General features: G+C 50.3%; 18 protein-coding genes, 3 tRNA genes and 1 rRNA gene. 2 read left to right on the top strand and 20 right to left on the bottom strand.

All coding sequences use genetic code 11. The annotated features are described in order from the left end of the window. Window positions 1-200: 200 nt before the first annotated feature. The 13 genes from hydF to DWX76_RS14860 all read right to left on the bottom strand — a co-directional run bounded on the left by hydF (window position 201) and on the right by DWX76_RS14860 (window position 12,202). Complete coding sequence (gene hydF, locus DWX76_RS03930) at window positions 201-1,433, bottom strand: [FeFe] hydrogenase H-cluster maturation GTPase HydF (protein WP_118570147.1); 1,233 nt, start codon at window positions 1,431-1,433, stop codon at window positions 201-203. 19 nt (window positions 1,434-1,452) lie between these two features. After that, the gene (gene hydG / locus DWX76_RS03935; protein ID WP_117796747.1) at window positions 1,453-2,880 is read right to left on the bottom strand and encodes a [FeFe] hydrogenase H-cluster radical SAM maturase HydG; all 1,428 of its coding nucleotides are present in this window, start codon (window positions 2,878-2,880) and stop codon (window positions 1,453-1,455) included. Window positions 2,881-3,045: 165 nt separating this feature from the next. Continuing rightward, window positions 3,046-4,101, bottom strand: coding sequence for a [FeFe] hydrogenase H-cluster radical SAM maturase HydE (gene hydE, locus DWX76_RS03940; RefSeq protein WP_243022444.1), 1,056 nt, complete (start codon window positions 4,099-4,101; stop codon window positions 3,046-3,048). A 90-nt stretch (window positions 4,102-4,191) separates the two neighbouring features. Further along, window positions 4,192-4,458, bottom strand: a complete 267-nt coding sequence (locus tag DWX76_RS03945; RefSeq protein WP_022358889.1) for a TM1266 family iron-only hydrogenase system putative regulator — start codon at window positions 4,456-4,458, stop codon at window positions 4,192-4,194. Window positions 4,459-4,963: 505 nt separating this feature from the next. Continuing rightward, complete coding sequence (locus DWX76_RS03950) at window positions 4,964-5,728, bottom strand: amino acid ABC transporter ATP-binding protein (RefSeq protein WP_118293961.1); 765 nt, start codon at window positions 5,726-5,728, stop codon at window positions 4,964-4,966. Window positions 5,729-5,748: 20 nt separating this feature from the next. After that, window positions 5,749-6,399, bottom strand: coding sequence for an amino acid ABC transporter permease (locus DWX76_RS03955; protein ID WP_333489850.1), 651 nt, complete (start codon window positions 6,397-6,399; stop codon window positions 5,749-5,751). Between the two features lie 199 nt (window positions 6,400-6,598). Beyond that, complete coding sequence (locus tag DWX76_RS03960; protein WP_118570148.1) at window positions 6,599-7,456, bottom strand: amino acid ABC transporter substrate-binding protein; 858 nt, start codon at window positions 7,454-7,456, stop codon at window positions 6,599-6,601. A 290-nt stretch (window positions 7,457-7,746) separates the two neighbouring features. Beyond that, window positions 7,747-8,013: a 30S ribosomal protein S18 gene (rpsR, locus tag DWX76_RS03965; RefSeq protein WP_022358893.1), complete on the bottom strand. Its 267-nt coding sequence runs from the start codon at window positions 8,011-8,013 to the stop codon at window positions 7,747-7,749. 77 nt (window positions 8,014-8,090) lie between these two features. Continuing rightward, entirely contained in the window at window positions 8,091-8,552 is a 462-nt protein-coding gene (locus DWX76_RS03970) for a single-stranded DNA-binding protein (RefSeq protein WP_022358894.1), read from the bottom strand. Window positions 8,553-8,577: 25 nt separating this feature from the next. Beyond that, window positions 8,578-8,865 carry a 30S ribosomal protein S6 gene (gene rpsF, locus DWX76_RS03975; RefSeq protein ID WP_107001800.1) on the bottom strand — a complete coding sequence of 96 codons (288 nt, stop codon included), beginning with the start codon at window positions 8,863-8,865 and terminating at the stop codon, window positions 8,578-8,580. 240 nt (window positions 8,866-9,105) lie between these two features. Continuing rightward, entirely contained in the window at window positions 9,106-9,300 is a 195-nt protein-coding gene (locus DWX76_RS03980; protein ID WP_022358896.1) for a DUF951 domain-containing protein, read from the bottom strand. A 23-nt stretch (window positions 9,301-9,323) separates the two neighbouring features. After that, the gene (locus DWX76_RS03985; RefSeq protein ID WP_107001799.1) at window positions 9,324-10,046 is read right to left on the bottom strand and encodes an NAD-dependent protein deacylase; all 723 of its coding nucleotides are present in this window, start codon (window positions 10,044-10,046) and stop codon (window positions 9,324-9,326) included. A 101-nt stretch (window positions 10,047-10,147) separates the two neighbouring features. Continuing rightward, complete coding sequence (locus DWX76_RS14860) at window positions 10,148-12,202, bottom strand: GNAT family N-acetyltransferase (protein WP_118570149.1); 2,055 nt, start codon at window positions 12,200-12,202, stop codon at window positions 10,148-10,150. 328 nt (window positions 12,203-12,530) lie between these two features. On the opposite strand from DWX76_RS14860, the gene DWX76_RS14865 reads away from it, so the two are divergent. After that, complete coding sequence (locus DWX76_RS14865; RefSeq protein ID WP_412693981.1) at window positions 12,531-12,713, top strand: hypothetical protein; 183 nt, start codon at window positions 12,531-12,533, stop codon at window positions 12,711-12,713. Then, window positions 12,707-13,894, top strand: coding sequence for an MATE family efflux transporter (locus DWX76_RS03995; protein ID WP_412693982.1), 1,188 nt, complete (start codon window positions 12,707-12,709; stop codon window positions 13,892-13,894). The genes DWX76_RS14865 and DWX76_RS03995 overlap by 7 nt, the downstream gene beginning before the upstream one ends. On the opposite strand, the gene DWX76_RS04000 is transcribed toward DWX76_RS03995, so the two are convergent. The 7 genes from DWX76_RS04000 to DWX76_RS04030 form a co-directional block, all read right to left on the bottom strand. Beyond that, the gene (locus tag DWX76_RS04000; protein ID WP_107001796.1) at window positions 13,871-14,074 is read right to left on the bottom strand and encodes a hypothetical protein; all 204 of its coding nucleotides are present in this window, start codon (window positions 14,072-14,074) and stop codon (window positions 13,871-13,873) included. The two genes, DWX76_RS03995 and DWX76_RS04000, sit on opposite strands and share 24 nt — an antisense overlap. A 91-nt stretch (window positions 14,075-14,165) precedes the next feature. Next, complete coding sequence (locus DWX76_RS04005) at window positions 14,166-14,825, bottom strand: hypothetical protein (RefSeq protein ID WP_118570150.1); 660 nt, start codon at window positions 14,823-14,825, stop codon at window positions 14,166-14,168. Window positions 14,826-14,976: 151 nt separating this feature from the next. Then, window positions 14,977-15,363, bottom strand: coding sequence for a thioesterase family protein (locus tag DWX76_RS04010; RefSeq protein ID WP_022358901.1), 387 nt, complete (start codon window positions 15,361-15,363; stop codon window positions 14,977-14,979). Window positions 15,364-15,569: 206 nt separating this feature from the next. After that, window positions 15,570-15,640 (bottom strand) — tRNA-Cys (locus DWX76_RS04015). A gap of 5 nt (window positions 15,641-15,645) precedes the next feature. Then, window positions 15,646-15,717: transfer RNA gene (locus tag DWX76_RS04020), tRNA-Glu, on the bottom strand. A gap of 16 nt (window positions 15,718-15,733) precedes the next feature. Beyond that, a tRNA-Asn gene (locus DWX76_RS04025) sits at window positions 15,734-15,806 on the bottom strand. Window positions 15,807-15,910: 104 nt separating this feature from the next. Beyond that, window positions 15,911-16,070 (bottom strand): 23S ribosomal RNA (locus DWX76_RS04030); the annotation flags it as partial.

Below are 16,070 nucleotides of genomic sequence, written 5' to 3' on the forward strand. Positions count from 1 at the left end.
GTGCCTTGGCACATCCGGGCGTCTCGCGCGGTCGCTTGCGACAACCTACATCTTCGCACGAGTGCGCATCATTGGCACGTTAGTGCCTTTTTGTGTAATAGGGAATTTCCTATGAAACAAAGCTGCTGTCCGACAGGCATTCCCATCGTCCAGCAGCTTTGTCAGCCTTTATTTCTAAGTTTCGTAACTGTTCAGTATCTTCACAGCCACGCGCAAAAATCCATTAAAAATTTCCTACCTGATCGGCTCCAGTGCCCCATGCTCCGTTTCAAAATTCCCTTCATATAGGCAATCAAAATCCCATAATTGGTCATCGGGATCTCCTGATCGGCAGCGCTGCGAAGACGGCTCTTCATCTCCCGCGCATTCAGCATACAGCCGCCGCAATGAACGATCAGCTTATAACCGGACACATCCTCTGGAAATTCCGTCCCCGATGTAAAATGAAACTCCGGCGCTTTTCCCGTGTACTGGCGGATCCAGTCCGGCAACTTCTCCGTGCCGATGTCACCGCACTGGCGATGATGCGTACAGCCCTCAGAAATAAGAATCGGATCTCCGTCCTGTATCATTTCCAGCGCTTTGGCGCCCTCCGCTGCCTGTTTCAGATCCCCCTTATACCGCGCAAACAAAATGGAAAAGGAAGTCAGACGCACCTGCGGCGGTGTCAGCCGGTCTACCAGCGGAAATACCTGGCTGTCCGTGATTACCAATGCCGGAGCTTCTTTCAATTTTGCAAACGTCTCCGAAAGTTCACTTTCCCGGCAGACAAACGGCATCGCACCGATGTCCAGCAGATCCCGGATGACCTGCTGCTGCGGCAGAATCAGCCGCCCCTTCGGCGCCGCCTTGTCAATCGGAACAACCAGAATTACCGTATCAAACGGTTTTACTAGATCAGCAACCAGCCGTTTTTCATCCGTCTCCTGTGACGTAAGACGTGCCATTTGCTCTTTTAACTGCTGGATTCCTTCTCTCGTCCGGGCACTCACATAGGCGGTATGTTCCACAACCGGTTCCTGTTCCGATTTTCCCGTCAGCAAATCCATCTTATTGTAAACCACCAGATACGGGATTTCCTTCTTCTCAAACAGCCGGAGCATCTCTTCTTCCCAGCTGCTGATTCCTTCCACCGCATCCACCACCAGGACTGCCAGATCCGCCTTATTTAAGACTTGACGAGTCTTGCCAACTCTCTTTAAGCCCAGCTCGCCCTCATCGTCGATTCCAGGCGTGTCGATGATAACCACCGGACCGAGCGGCAGAAGCTCCATCGATTTATAGACCGGATCGGTCGTCGTTCCCCGGATGTCCGACACGATCGCCAGCTCCTGCCCGGTCACCGCATTGACCAGACTCGATTTTCCCGCATTTCTCCGTCCAAAAAACGCGATATGTACCCGCTCGCCGGACGGCGTCTCATTCATTCCCATTTTGATCCTCCTGATTTAGTTAAAACCTGAAATCCCGCTGCCCCTTTTCAATTTCAACCAGATTTTTTCTCACGATCTCCTGCACTTTTTCTTTCGGAATCGAACCGATCTCCGCCTGAATCAGCTTCTCTCCAATCTCTTTCGTCCCCGGCGCCGCATAATCCTCCAGATACTCCTTGAGCGTCATCAGCGCATTCGGATGACAACAGTTCTGAATCTGCCCGCTCTTGCACAGGCTCATAAAGCGGTCGCCCGTCCGTCCTTCCCGGTAGCACGCCGTACAGAAGCTTGGGATATAGCCTAATTCCATCAGCCAGCGGACCACCTGGTCGAGTGTCCGGTTGTCGCTCACATCGAACTGCGCCGAATTTTCCTCCTCCGGCTCTTCCTCTGCATATCCGCCGACACTGGTGCGGGAACCGCCGCTGATCTGCGATACGCCCAGCCGCAGCACCCGCTCCCGACAGGCTTTGCTCTCTCTCGTTGAGATAATCATGCCCGTGTACGGAACTGCCACCCGGATGCAGGCTACGATCTTCTCAAAAATATCGTCGCTGATACCGTTGTCAAAGGTCGATGGGTCGATATCGTCCGCCCGGCGGATGCGCGGCACACTGATGGTGTGCGGACCAACACCAAAAACTGCCTCCAGATGTTCCGCGTGCATCAAAAGTCCTGCAAATTCATACCGGTACAACTCCAGACCAAATAAAACGCCGATTCCCACATCGTCGATACCGCCCTCCATCGCGCGGTCCATCGCCTCCGTGTGATAACAGTAATTGTGCTTTGGTCCCGTCGGATGCAGGCGCTCATAGCTCTCCTTATGGTACGTCTCCTGGAACAGGATATACGTTCCGATTCCCGCCTCTTTCAGCTTCCGGTAATTCTCCACCGTCGTCGCCGCAATATTGACATTGACCCGGCGGATCGCCCCGTTTTTATGCTTGATACTGTAAATTGTCTTGATACTGTCCAGCACATATTCAATCGGATTGTTGACCGGATCCTCGCCCGTCTCCAGCGCCAGACGTTTATGTCCCATATCCTGAAGCGCAATTACCTCCCGGCGGATTTCCTCCTGCGTCAGCTTCTTTCTGGCAATGTGCTTGTTTTTCATGTGATATGGACAGTACACGCAGCCATTCACGCAGTAATTCGACAGATACAGCGGCGCAAACATGACGATCCGGTTTCCGTAGAAATCCTGCTTGATCTGGCGCGCCAGCTCAAAGATCTCCTCCACCTTTTCCGGGATCTCGCAGTCAAGAAGCACTGCCGCCTCGCGGTGGCTCAGCCCTTTTCGAAGCCGCGCCTTCGCCAGAATCTGATCGATCAGTTCCACATTGTTTTTGTTCTTCTCGGCATAGGAAAGAGTCTCTAAAATTTCCTCATGGTTGATAAATTCCTCTGCCTTTTTGGATGATGGGTTGTAATTGTAACTCATAGTCTCTTCTCCTTTTCTTACAGGTCAGGATGATAGCTGCCATGTTTTCCTCCGGCATTTTCAATTTCAAAAATGCCAGCATAACCAGCCGTCCATCGCCTCCTTCCCCGTCAGTTTATTTATCTGTAAGCATCTTTCGATGCCAACAAACCAAATCGCAGGCTTTTACCCCTTATAATCTCCCCGGTCGACGACTACCTTGTACCCGATGCTTTCCATGCGCCGTTTCATGCAGCTGACGCACTCCGCCGCCTCGTCTCCCGTGCAGATTTTATTGTCATAAAGCATATATTTGGCGCGCACCCCGACCGGAGACAGGTTCGGCATCACGACGTTTCCGCCTGCCAGAATCCCCAGTTCGCGCCCCATCGGGTGAATCGTTCCGAGCGCCGTCGTCGCCGGAAGCAGCACTTTCGGCTTCAGCAGGCGAAGCAGCCCTAAAAGAAACAATGTCTCTTCCAACGTTCCCGCCGCCTCCCCGCCAAACGGAGTGTCATGCTGTGGAATAAACGGACCGATTCCCACCATTTCCGGATCCAGTTCTTCGATAAAACGCATATCTCTCGCCAGACAGCGCGCCGTCTGGTGCGGCGAACCGACCATAAAACCGCATCCGGTCTGATATCCAAGCGCCTTTAAATCACGCAGGCACTGCATCCGGTGTTCAAATGACATCTCTGCCGGATGCAGGCTCGCGTAATGGCACGCGTCCGCCGTCTCATGGCGCAGCAGATACCGGTCCGCCCCTGCCTCTTTCCAGCGTTTCAACGTATCATACTTCTTTTCTCCGAGCGACAAAGTAATCGCACAATCTGGAAATCCTGCCCGGATCGCCTGCACCATCTCCATCACCCAGTCGTCCGTCATCGCCGGATCCTCACCGCCCTGCAAAACAAAGGTGCGGAATCCCAGCTGATAACCATTCTCACAGCAGGAAAGAATCTCCTCCCGACTCAGGCGGTATCGGCTTGCATTTCGGTTGCTCCTTCGGATGCCGCAATAAAGACAGTCGTTTTTGCAATAATTGCTGCACTCAATGAGTCCCCGCACATACACCGCTTTTCCGTACTCTCTTTCCCGGATGCAGCGCGCTTTTTCAAAGATGTAGTCCGCCAGCTCCGGTGAACGTCCCTCGATCAGACTGACCCACTCATCCTCCGTCAGGGACTCCCCCGCTTCCAGACGGTCAATCAATCTCTTTAATTCTGTAATCGTTTCTATCTGTTCAGCGCCTGGACGGACCGCCTCCCGCCACCAGTCAGACGGTCGAAGCCCCGCGCGTGTAAAATCTGCCATTCCGTCACCTCGTTTTCATTCCTGTGCTTCCGGCGCCTTCGAATACAGCGCCTTCGAAGAAATCCCCCGCAGCATCCCCAGCTTCCCGGACAGCGCACTGATCACATCACCCGGCGCGTCAATCACGACGCTGATAATATTCACGTTCCGTTTGTGGTAAGGAATCCCCATCCGCCCTACGATATACTGCCCGTACTGGTGCAGCACCTTATTCAACTCTTCCGTATCTCCCGTCTGATCGACCACAATACCGATCACGGCAACTCTTGATTCTGTCTCCATGTTTTTCCCTCATATCTTCCTGTTTATCTGTCCAAATTTTTCTCTACAACAGATACCATTTCAAATATCTCCGCTAAAAACCATGCTGCGATCCTGTCCTGCAAAATCTTCCATCACAGGCACCACTTTTTCCAGCCCCGCCTTTCTATAGAGCAAATGGATCAAAAAGAGCCCGCGCAGACGCGGACTCCATCCATCTCAAAAAGGGTATACGAATCTCCATGAACCGCTCCCCTTTCCTTCAAGACCCGTCTCAAACGTCAGCATCGCTTTTCACCACTTCCAGCATCACCGGAACACTCGATTATTTCTGTTCCATTCCTTTTTGAAAGGTATCTACTGCCTCGCAAATCGGAATACTTGATAAAAGCGTATCACATTTACTGTAAAATTGCAAATAAGACTTATATGCTTCCCCATAAAATGCTTCCCCATAAAAAACGGGCGTCGCCGATTTTCCACTCCAAAACCAGCAACGCCCATCTTCCATTTTCCTAATTATTTCTTACAGAATCTTCCCATACCGTCCCAAAAAGCTCTTCGTTCTCTCATTATCCGAAGCAAACACCTTCTCCGGCGCGCCCTCCTCGACGATGAGTCCGTCTGCCATGAAGATCACGCGGTGGGAAATATCTTTCGCAAACGCCATCTCATGGGTAACAATCACCATCGCGATGTGCAGATCCGCTAACGACTTAATAACCTTCAATACTTCTCCCGTCAGCTCCGGATCTAGTGCGGAGGTCGGCTCGTCGAAAAACAGAATCTTCGGATTCAGTGCCAATGCACGGGCGATCGCCACACGCTGGCACTGACCGCCGGAGAGCTGGTACGGATAATAGTCCTCCTTATCCTCCAGACCCATTTTTTTCAGAAGCTCGCGCGCCTCTTTATAAACCGTCTCCTTGTCGCGCTTCTGCACATGGATCGGCGCGTCTGTGATATTTTTCAGCACAGAATAGTGCGGAAACAGGTTAAAATTCTGGAATACCAGACCGTACTGGCTGCGGATCTCCTTCATGTCCTTCTTATCCGCATAGCTGACCTTGCCATCCGCGCCCGTCCAGGCTGCTCTCTTTCCTAAATATACGATCTCGCCGTGGTCCATCGTCTCCAGCATCGTCGCGCAGCGCAGAAGCGTCGATTTACCCGAGCCGGACGGTCCGATGATGGACACGATCTCGCCCTCGCCCACACTCAGTGAAATATCCTTTAAAACCGACAGATCGCCGAATGATTTTTCCACATGATTTAATTCTAACAGGTTCATTTTCCACATTCCTCCCGCTTCTATCGGTAATAATCCAGCTTTTTCTCAATCCATTCCATTGCAACCGCCACAACCAGATTGAAAATATAGTAAAAGACGGCTGCTGCCACAAACGGCATCATATTCGTCTGGGATGCCGCCAGCGCCTTGGCGATTGAGAACATCTCCGCCACGCTCAACGTAAACGCCAGAGACGTATCTTTTACCAGCGTGATGACCTCATTCGTCACCGACGGAAGAATCCGCTTGATTACCTGCGGCAGGATGATCTTGAAGAAGGTCTGTGCCTTTCCATAACCCAGAATCTCCGCTGCCTCATACTGTCCGACCGGCATCGACTGGATGCCGCTGCGGTAAATCTCGGCAAAATATGCCGCATAGTTAATGACAAAACCGATGAAGGTAGCCCACAGACGGTAACTGCTGCCGACTTTGATGCGGAACAGATAATACGGTCCAAAATACACCACCATGAGTTGCAGCATCAGCGGCGTGCCTCGCATAATCGAAATATATACTTTTACAATCGTCTGGATCAGCTTGTTCTTCGACATACGCCCGAACGCGATCACGAGTCCTAACGGAAGTGAAAATAGCAGTGTGATCACAAAAATCTGTGTGCTGACTGCCATACCACCCGCAAGCTGTGTAATCATCTGCTGGAGTGTCATCTTACCCATAATTATTCCATACCTGCTTTCTAAAATGTAGATTCGTTACTGTTCACGCATACGTGCCCGGTAACGGAATGTGCTGTGACTTCACAGTTAAACACATAAACCGCGAATGGGGACTGCCATGAAATCATTCACAGCCGTCCCTATTCCTATTATTTAATAATGTTTCGTTTTTACAATCAACGATTAATTACTATTTGCCGACGGTAGTTACGTCCTTGCTAAACCATTTCTCAGAAACTTCCTGTAAGGTTCCATCCTCTGCCATCTCTTCCAGAGTGCTCTGAACTTTATCTCTTAACTCGGTGTTGCCCTTCTTGAAGCCTACGCCGTATTCTTCCTCAGAAAGGGAATCGTCCAGAATCTTGAAATCAGCGTTTCTCTGCTGAATCTGATAGCCAGCTACGATTACGTCCATCGCAATGGCATCAACGGCGCCCTGCTCCAGATCCATGAATGCGGTGTTGTAATCAGCGGTTGTCAGAAGCTCCTTGAAAGTAGCGGTCAGTTCCGGTGCCTCTTTTAAAGCTGCCTCTGCGGAAGAATCTGCCTGAACCTCTACGATCTTGCCTGCCAGATCCGCCTGGCTGTTGATATCCGAATCATTGGCTACGACAAATACCTGCTGGTTTGCCATGTACGGCTCAGTCCAGGTGTAATCATCCTCACGACCCGTCATCGTAAATCCATTCCAGATGCAGTCGATATTGCCGGACTCAAGCTCCATATCTTTAGAATCCCAGGCAATCGGCTGTGCCTTATATTCCAGACCCAGACGTTTTGCAACTTCCTGTGCCAGCTCCAGGTCAAATCCGGTGTACTCGCCGTCATCGCCTACAAATCCCATCGGCGGGAAATCCTGATCAAAGCCAACAATCAGAGTGCCGCCGTCGGTTGTCTTCGCCTCTTCTGCGGTGGTTTCCTCTGCCTGGCTCTCAGCCGCCTCTATGTCTGCTGCGGTTGTCTCTGCTGCGCTGTTGCTGCTGCCACATGCGGTCATGGAAAGTGCCATTACTGCAGCCAGCGCTGCGCTCACAAATCTCTTTTTCATAATTAGTGTCCTCCTCATTTTCAGACAGTGGAAGCCGTTCTCCCTTTGCCGGTTTCCGTCTCGCTTTTTAATATGCTACCATATTAGCATACTAAAGCGTCTTTGTAAAGCACTTATTTTTGAAATTTGTCTTTTTGTGTAATAGGGAATTCCATGGAATTTCCTATTATACAAAAAGGGATCCCACATGATCTCTCACATGGAATCCCAATCATTTTTATCCTCAATAATTGAGTGAAATTTGAGTAAAAATCTTCTTTTACCCTTAAAAAAACCTTATTTTACAAGGATTACTCGCAAACATACGGCATCAGGGACAGATGTCTTGCTCTCTTGATAGCTACAGTCAGAGCTCTCTGATGTTTAGCACAGTTGCCAGTGATACGTCTCGGAAGGATTTTTCCTCTCTCGGATACGTATCTCTTTAATTTATTTGTATCTTTGTAATCGATTTCGCCGTTCTTCTCGCCGCAGAATACACAAACTTTTTTTCTTCTACGCATACCGCCTCTTCTGATCTTGGAAGCGTCTGTTTTATCGCCTTTATTGAATGCCATTGGTCTTTCCTCCTTCACACACATCAGCCTGATGGCGCTCTCGCGCACTCCGTCCGCCGGGGGACCGATTCCCGAACCTAGTTGAACGGAAGGCCTTCGTCTTCTACTCCATCAGGAATATTCATGAATCCATCGCCGATTGCGCTGGACGGAGCCGGGCGCTCTGCCGGACGGTAACCGCCGTCGCTGTTGCCAGATGCCGCATTCTTGCTCTCTGCAAATTCCTGATCCTCTACAATCACTTCTGTCGTATATACTTTCTGGCCGTCACGATTGGTATAGCTGCCAGTCTGAATTCTTCCGGTTACTACGAGCTTGGTTCCCTGATGAAAATACTTCTCAGCGAATTCGCCTGCTCTGTCAAATGCAACACACGGAATGAAATCCGCTGTCTGTGCGCTGTCGTCTCCGTTTCCGCCTCTGCGGCCTCTGCGGTCTACTGCCAGCGTGTATCTGGCGATTGCCATAGCTCTCTCGCCCTGAGAGTATCTCACTTCCGGATCTCTCGTTAATCTGCCCATCAGAATTACTTTATTCATACGATCACTCTTTCTTTATCTACTCTTACGCATCCTGTCTTACGCATAAGTATCTGATAACCGGCTCCATGATGCGGATGTGGTTCTCCACCTCATTCGGGCATACGGAATCAGACTCGAAATGTACGAAGTAGTAGAATCCTTCTTTCATTTTCTGAATCTCGTAAGCAAGTCTCTTCTTGCCCCATTCATCAATGTCAGTTACTGTACCGCCGAAACGTGTGATGTAACCTGTTACTTTCTCCATCGCTGCGGCTCTCTCTTCGTCCTCGAGTTTTGCGCTAAGAACAACTGCTAATTCATATTTGTTCATGCTCTTTCTTACCTCCTTGTGGTCACTGACCCCCTGACTCCAGCAGGGAGTAAGGATTTTTGTGTTATATATTACCGAATATCTATGATACCAAAAAAGGAACGGCTTGGCAAGCACTTTTTCGAGATTTTCTATGTAAATTTTCTCGTTTTTTCCGGGCTTTCTGCCCCTTCTTACTGCATTCTTTTACTGACTGCCAGATCATGAAGCTGCCTGCATCTGTACGCCCACCCGCCGCTCTTATTCGGACTTCTCTCCCGCTTTTTTCAGTCCTCTGGTACTCTTTTCTACCAATGGTCGTGCCATCATCACCTGATGCCCGCAGCCGGCACATTTCAAACGGAAATCCGCGCCGACCCGCAGGATCTCCCACTCATGGCTGCCGCACGGGTGCGGCTTTTTGAGTTTTACAATATCTCCAACCTCGTATACCATTTCCTCTCTCCCCTGTTACTACCTTATACTCCGACCGCGTCCCCCAGCACCTTCCCGATGCTGTCGCTGATAACCAGATCCGCCTGACCATCGCGCGAGGTCGCTGATTTATTGATCAGAACCAGTTTATTTCCATGATAATAATCAATCAGCCCCGCTGCCGGGTACACCACCAGCGAGGTACCGCCGATGATCAGCATATCTGCCTTGCGGATATGGGCAATTGACCGCTCAATTACCTCATTGTCCAGTCCTTCCTCATACAGCACGACATCCGGCTTAATCACGCCGCCGCAGCCGCACTTCGGCACGCCCTTCATCTTCAAAATATCATCCAATCCGTAAAACCTGCCGCAGCGCGTACAATGGTTGCGGAGCACCGATCCGTGCAGCTCCAGCACCTCTTTGCTGCCTGCTGCCTGGTGCAGCCCGTCGATATTCTGGGTAATGACCGCTTTCAGCTTTCCCTCCTGCTCCAGCTTCGCCAGAGCCAGATGCGCCCGGTTCGGCTTTGCATTCGGGAACAGCATCTTATTGCGGTAAAACCGGTAAAATTCCTCTGGCTTTCTTATATAAAAGCTGTGGCTTAAAATCGTTTCCGGCGGATAGTCATACTCCTGATGGTACAGCCCGTCCGTGCTTCTAAAATCCGGGATATTGCTCTCGGTCGAAACACCCGCCCCGCCAAAAAATACAATATAATTTGACTCATTAATCCATTTTTTTAATGTGTCTGTCTCTCCCATCTGACGCACTCTCCTCTCCTTTTTCTGAAAACATAAAAGCGGTTGCTATTAGTTACATAAAATCAGCATATTCTCTATCCTATACAATTACAGCACGCACTCTACACGATCTCATCCAGATACACGCCGTTCACCGTATCCACCTGTGCCAGAATCTCTGCCAGCCCCTTATTTTCAAGCTGTCCGCCCCAGATTTCTTCCGCTTTCCGGCAGCCAAACAGCCAGCTCACCAGCTCTTCCGGCTTCGTCTCCAGCCATATGGAAACATTTTCCGTGCAGCCGCAGGTATCCGGCTCCGGTTTCCGCGCCTTCAGGCTGGAACCTGTCTCCCCAATCGTCCAGACAAACTCACCGTTGTTCATTTCCAGAATCGGATCATTCATACGGATGCCCAGTGTGAGCATACGTTTTTCTTCTCCCTGCTGCTCTGCCTGTTTTAAGCCAAATGCCGCCAGCAGCGCCCCGATATTCGTCAGGCGCGCCATATTCCACGGCTTCTCGCCCGTCTTGACCGTGTATGCGTCCTCCGCATACAAAAGCCGGTGTTCACGGACTTCCCAGCCCCAGTAGGCATCCAGGCCAACCAGCCTGCCGTCCTGTTCCAGGAATTCCAACGTGCCATTTTCAGAAGCCAGCTCCTTGATGAGACGGCTCACATACGCCGCATCCCGGCGCGTATACATCTCATACCGTGCGCCCAGCCACTGTTCCATATAGACGGCAGCCCGCCCGCAGTCCTCCGGCCTATCCTGGCACACCGTGCGCGTCAGCGTCTGTTTCGCCTCCTCGGTCAGCTCATAGGATGCCACATTTCCGATGAAGGTAAATCCCATCGGCGCATACACAGCCGGGTTGACCGGGACCAGATACGTGATCGGCTTTCCAGCTGCCTCCTCGTCGTGAAGCATTTTCACAAATACGTCCCGGAAATGTCCCTCGCGGCGGCGGCTCTCCTCGGTTGCTACTCCGACCAGATAATCGAGCTTCCAGAGGTGTCCACGCAGCTTCACCGCATACGGATTGTACTGCACCATCGAAATCAGAAGTCCATTATCCTTTTTCACCAGAATCTCGTTATCCTTCGTCTTTTCCTTATAATAATACTCGATAAAACTCTCCGAATCTTCCGGGAAACACATATGCCAGAGATGCTTCGTCTCGTCCTTATCCTCCGCATCCAGATACGTCAGCACACTTCCCGCCGTCGTATTGGCGATCTGCTCCGCCCAGTGATAGCCCTTGCTGCCGTTTAACAGCTGTTCTACCAGATATTTGCGTGCATAATCCGCCGGATAATACGTCATTTTCGCCTTCCGGAGTCCCTCTAAGCCCATATCGTCCTCGCGGTTGACCCACTCAGCCTCAGGAAATTCCTCTATCAGAAACTGTTGGTTGATAAACTGGTACAGACCGTTGATCTCCGGGTTTGCCTTCTCAATATGGATAACCGCCATATGTTCCACCGGATTGTAGCTTCCGATCGTAAATGCCTCCATCTGACCGTCGATATACACGCCGCCCATGTGGATGCTGAATTCTGAACAGTTTTTCAGAATATCGTGAATGCCCTTTACCTCATAATCGAGATGTTCCTCGACCTCCTCGCCCTTCTGCTGTCTCCAGCGGTCCAGAAAAACCCAGACATCGTGGCTGTCCGAACAACACAGACGGCGGTACTCATAGCGCCCCTCATATTCGCGCTTAAATGCGTTGACGCGGTTTTTCTTCTTATGCAGTTTCTTTCCCGCCAGGGAACGCATTGCATCGCCGTTGTAGAGATAATCCCTCGAATCGACCTGCTCTTCCACCAGATATTTGTCCTCCGGCAGATTTAAATATTTCACTGCATACTCATCCGCCAGATTGATAACCAGCGGATATCCCAGTTCTTCATTAAAATACTCCTCAATCGCCGCAAACGCCCCCGGCAGGTCTTCCTCCCGGCACAGCGGCATCGCGGAAAAACAACGTCCTTCATTCTCCATCAGCCATAAAAGCGCCTTATTTTCCCAGATTGCATAACGGACATTATAATAATCTTTCCAGACATAGCTCTCCAGAAATACGCTGTCGCACGTCATATTGTGGCGCCTCGCGTAAAACGGAAGCATCTCCTGGATACTGTTAACTTCAATTTTTTTAAACTCTAAACTCATGAAACCTCCTGTGTAAAATCAAAGTGGGTTTTATTTGCCTTCTCATATTATACCATAAATACTAAATTCAGCTATCGCCTTTGGCTCTGCTTCATTAAGTATTTAGGTATGACTCGCACTAAGATCGAAAACACCTCGCTAAGTGCTCATATTATACCACAAATTTCCTACTTAAAAACAAGGATTTTCTTCCCTTGACTCTATAATTATTGTAGACATTATAGTTATTTCTGATAAACTATACTCAGAAAATGATTTCTGCGGCGTTTTCTTTCTGACGGCCGACGGCAGAGTCATCTATTTTTACCAGAAAGACGAGGATTCATTCATGGAAAAGAATCTCACCTCCGGCAGTGTGCTGAAAACAGTTATCTATTTCTCCCTGCCATATTTGTTATCTTATTTTTTGCAGACACTCTACGGCATGGCGGATCTGTTTATTATCGGGCAGTTTGGAGGCGTGGATGAGACGACGGCGGTCTCGGTCGCAGTCAGGTCATGCATATGCTGACGGTTATGATCGTTGGTCTGGCGATGGGCGCAACGGTTCTCATCGGACGCGCGGTCGGCGCGGGTGACCGGAAGCTTGCGGCGCGCGGCATCGGTAACACGATTTCCTTATTTGCAGGTCTGTCCATTCTTCTGACCGGACTTCTGCTGACGACGGTTCACGGCATTATCAGGCTGCTGTCTGTCCCGGAGGAAGCGGTAAACGGCACCGCGGCATATCTGATGATCTGCTTTGCCGGCATCCCGTTCATCACCGCCTACAATATCATCAGCTCTATTTTCCGCGGCATGGGCGACTCCAAAAGTCCGATGTATTTCGTTGCAATCGCCTGTATTATCAATATTGCGCTTGATTACCTTTTAATGGGCGTGTTTTCGCTCGGTCCGTCCGGCGCGGCGCTCGGCACGACCCTGTCACAGATGTGCAGTGTCCTGATCGCCCTGGTCGTAATCATTAAAAAACGGATGTTTCCGGGTTTTCGTCTCCGTGACCTCCATCCACATAAGACTACCATAGCCTCCATCCTGCAGGTCGGAATCCCAGTTGCAGTTCAGGACGGCTTTATACAGGTTTCTTTTCTGGTTATTACCATGTTTGCCAACCAGCGCGGATTAAATGATGCGGCGGCGGTCGGAATCGTTGAAAAGCTGATCGGAATCCTGTTTCTGGTTCCATCCTCGCTTCTCTCCACGGTTTCCGCCCTCTCCGCTCAAAACCTGGGCGCCGGAAAACCTGAGCGTGCCCGTCAGACGCTGCGCTACGCGATCTGCATCACATTTTCTTTCGGGCTGATCATCGCAATTGCCATGCAGTTTGCTGCCGGTGCCGCCGTCTCCCTCTTTACTGATGAGGCAGAGGTTGTCCGGCTCGGAACCCAGTATATGAAGAGCTATGTGCTGGACTGCATGATCGCCGGTATCCATTTCTGCTGCAGCGGTTTCTTCTGCGCCTGCGGACTGTCCGGGCTGTCGTTCCTGCACAACTGCATCTCGATCGTGGTAGCGCGCATCCCGCTGGCATGGCTTGCCTGCCGCTATTTCCCGGAAACACTGTATCCGATGGGACTCGCAGCGCCGATCGGATCTCTCATCTCCGTTGCCATCTGCCTGATTGCATTGCGGTGGATTAGGCGGCATCCGGAAAAGCTGGTTATGAATTTACATCCAGTTGAAACAGAATAAATGCTGCATTCCCATCTGGATCTTAAAACTTCCATCCGCCAGTTCAACAAGCCTCTGACGGAAACAGCGGTCTGGCTTGGAACGGTTGGTGTCGGCATTTCGCTGGAAGCTCCCTCCGTTCCGTGCACAGACAAATGGCAGGAAACTACCTGCATGGTTGTCCGCTTTCGCGGCAGCCATCAGGAAGCTCCTGCCCCCATATAAAACTCTTCTGCAATTTATCTGGGAGCATTCTCTCCCCATCACCGGATTCTACCGTGAGATCACCCGCTTACTTTTCCCGCATCTCCAGCAGTCTCCATGCCTTCTTATTCTGGACTTCCAGCACGGAACCACAATATTCACACTTTTTCAACCCCAGCTTCTGAATCGGTGCACCGCAGTTTGGACAGATAAGCGAAACCGCTGCCCCTGCTGTTTTCGTATCCTCATAGACATATACCAGTTCCGTCTCATAAACCGTCTGAATCAGATTCGAATGCAGTTCTGACTGCATCTCAGGCATTTTCTCATATTCAGTCATTTCCTCATACTCGACCGCCGACTCACACAGAATCCGGCAGAGTCCTTTTTCCTTCTGATAGCGGCTGATGACCGTCCGGTGGATATGTACCTTCTGATACTCTTTTTCCAGTTTTTTTCTCAATTCTGTCTCGATCTGAGCCTTCCACTCGCTCCAGTTAAACTCCGGGAAATCTTTTGCAATCTGCGGCAGGCACAGCCGGTCCATTCCCGCCAGCGAACGCGGTTTGGATGCGTCTGGCTGCGTCAAATCACCTTCCGATAAATGCTTTGCCACATACCGAAGCACCTGTACCTCCGGCGTACTCGCCAGCTGCCGCATTTTCCTCTTTATTTTGCGGTAAATCCACCAGACAAGCGCTGCCGCAATCAAAATGCCAATGATCCACCCTATCGTTTCTGTCCGCACCGCTGCCTCTCTTTCTATGTTATTGCACACACGTGACCAGTAACTTTTCTTTATCTCTATTCACACGCATGGCATACCACAAGCTGATTTTGCCGCTCCCCCTTATTCCAGAACGGCAAAATCCGTGCATGATACTTAAACCTGATACTCCTTATTCCGCCTTGCTCGCAGCCTTGTCGCTCATCGCCTTTGAATTTACCATGATCCGCAGATGGGACCCTTCGCCGCATTTGCCCTTCTCATCGTTTACTTCAATATCAAACCACATTTTCCGGCGCTCAATGCTGCGGAGTTTTGCAGTCGCTGTTACCTTCATTCCCACCGGCGTCGGCGCCAGATGGCGGCAGTGAATCTCCGCTCCGACCGTCGTCTGTCCTTCCTCCAGATACGATTTCGCCAGTTCCAGCGCTGCCGCCTCCATCAGGGCCACCATATTCGGAGTAGACAAAATTTGGGAACCTGCGCTTCCGATTCGCTTTGCCGTCATCTCATCCGTTACTTCCCAGGTCAGGCTGTATTCCTGTAATTTTTCTGCCATTTTCGCTTCCTCCATATTATAAAATAATTTTGTCGCGGCTATGTTAAAATGCCGTTTCTTGAATGATTCTATTATAGCAGAAGATGCGAAAATCCGATAGCGCCATCTTACTTCACAGCGAATCAAACAGTTGAAATCCCGAAAATCCTTGTAAAATACGGCTTTTCAGGCATAAAAAAAGGAACCATCTTTCGATGATTCCTCAGAGGCGACAACCAGATTTGAACTGGTGATCAGGGTGTTGCAGACCCACGCCTTACCACTTGGCTATGTCGCCATAAATGACCCCAACGAGATTCGAACTCGTGTTACCGCCGTGAAAGGGCGATGTCTTAACCGCTTGACCATGGGGCCAGATATTAAATTAAAACTCCCCGAGTAGGACTCGAACCTACGACAGCGCGGTTAACAGCCGCGTGCTCTACCGACTGAGCTATCGAGGAATAAAAGGTATATACCTTCAAACTGCACACTGAATTTCTTCTACTCTCTATCTTTCATCCTTTTAGGAAATAACTTCCTCTTACCTATCCTTAACCATAACCTTTTGGTTAAGCCCTCGACCGATTAGTAACAGTCAGCTTCACGTATTACTACGCTTCCACCTCTGCCCTATCTACCTCGTCGTCTTCAAGGGGTCTTACTACTTGCGTATGGGATATCTCATCTTGAGGGGGGCTTCACGCTTAGATGCCTTCAGCGTTTAT

It is taken from the genome of Clostridium sp. AF21-20LB, assembly GCF_003478795.1.
GTDB classification, from domain to species: domain Bacteria; phylum Bacillota; class Clostridia; order Lachnospirales; family Lachnospiraceae; genus Otoolea; species Otoolea fessa.

Bases quoted from the DNA above. Each gene is read 5' to 3' on its own strand.
- DWX76_RS14865 (WP_412693981.1), top strand. From the start codon at position 12,531: ATGGAAAAGAATCTCACCTCCGGCAGTGTGCTGAAAACAGTTATCTAT.
- DWX76_RS03995 (WP_412693982.1), top strand. From the start codon at position 12,707: ATGCTGACGGTTATGATCGTTGGTCTGGCGATGGGCGCAACGGTTCTC.
- hydG (WP_117796747.1), bottom strand. From the start codon at position 2,880: ATGAGTTACAATTACAACCCATCATCCAAAAAGGCAGAGGAATTTATC.
- DWX76_RS03945 (WP_022358889.1), bottom strand. From the start codon at position 4,458: ATGGAGACAGAATCAAGAGTTGCCGTGATCGGTATTGTGGTCGATCAG.
- DWX76_RS03950 (WP_118293961.1), bottom strand. From the start codon at position 5,728: ATGAACCTGTTAGAATTAAATCATGTGGAAAAATCATTCGGCGATCTG.
- DWX76_RS14860 (WP_118570149.1), bottom strand. From the start codon at position 12,202: ATGAGTTTAGAGTTTAAAAAAATTGAAGTTAACAGTATCCAGGAGATG.
- DWX76_RS04000 (WP_107001796.1), bottom strand. From the start codon at position 14,074: ATGGCTGCCGCGAAAGCGGACAACCATGCAGGTAGTTTCCTGCCATTT.
- rpsR (WP_022358893.1), bottom strand. From the start codon at position 8,013: ATGGCATTCAATAAAGGCGATAAAACAGACGCTTCCAAGATCAGAAGA.
- DWX76_RS03960 (WP_118570148.1), bottom strand. From the start codon at position 7,456: ATGAAAAAGAGATTTGTGAGCGCAGCGCTGGCTGCAGTAATGGCACTT.
- hydF (WP_118570147.1), bottom strand. From the start codon at position 1,433: ATGGGAATGAATGAGACGCCGTCCGGCGAGCGGGTACATATCGCGTTT.
- DWX76_RS04010 (WP_022358901.1), bottom strand. From the start codon at position 15,363: ATGGCAGAAAAATTACAGGAATACAGCCTGACCTGGGAAGTAACGGAT.
- DWX76_RS03970 (WP_022358894.1), bottom strand. From the start codon at position 8,552: ATGAATAAAGTAATTCTGATGGGCAGATTAACGAGAGATCCGGAAGTG.
- rpsF (WP_107001800.1), bottom strand. From the start codon at position 8,865: ATGAACAAATATGAATTAGCAGTTGTTCTTAGCGCAAAACTCGAGGAC.
- DWX76_RS03980 (WP_022358896.1), bottom strand. From the start codon at position 9,300: ATGGTATACGAGGTTGGAGATATTGTAAAACTCAAAAAGCCGCACCCG.
- DWX76_RS03985 (WP_107001799.1), bottom strand. From the start codon at position 10,046: ATGGGAGAGACAGACACATTAAAAAAATGGATTAATGAGTCAAATTAT.
- DWX76_RS03955 (WP_333489850.1), bottom strand. From the start codon at position 6,399: ATGACACTCCAGCAGATGATTACACAGCTTGCGGGTGGTATGGCAGTC.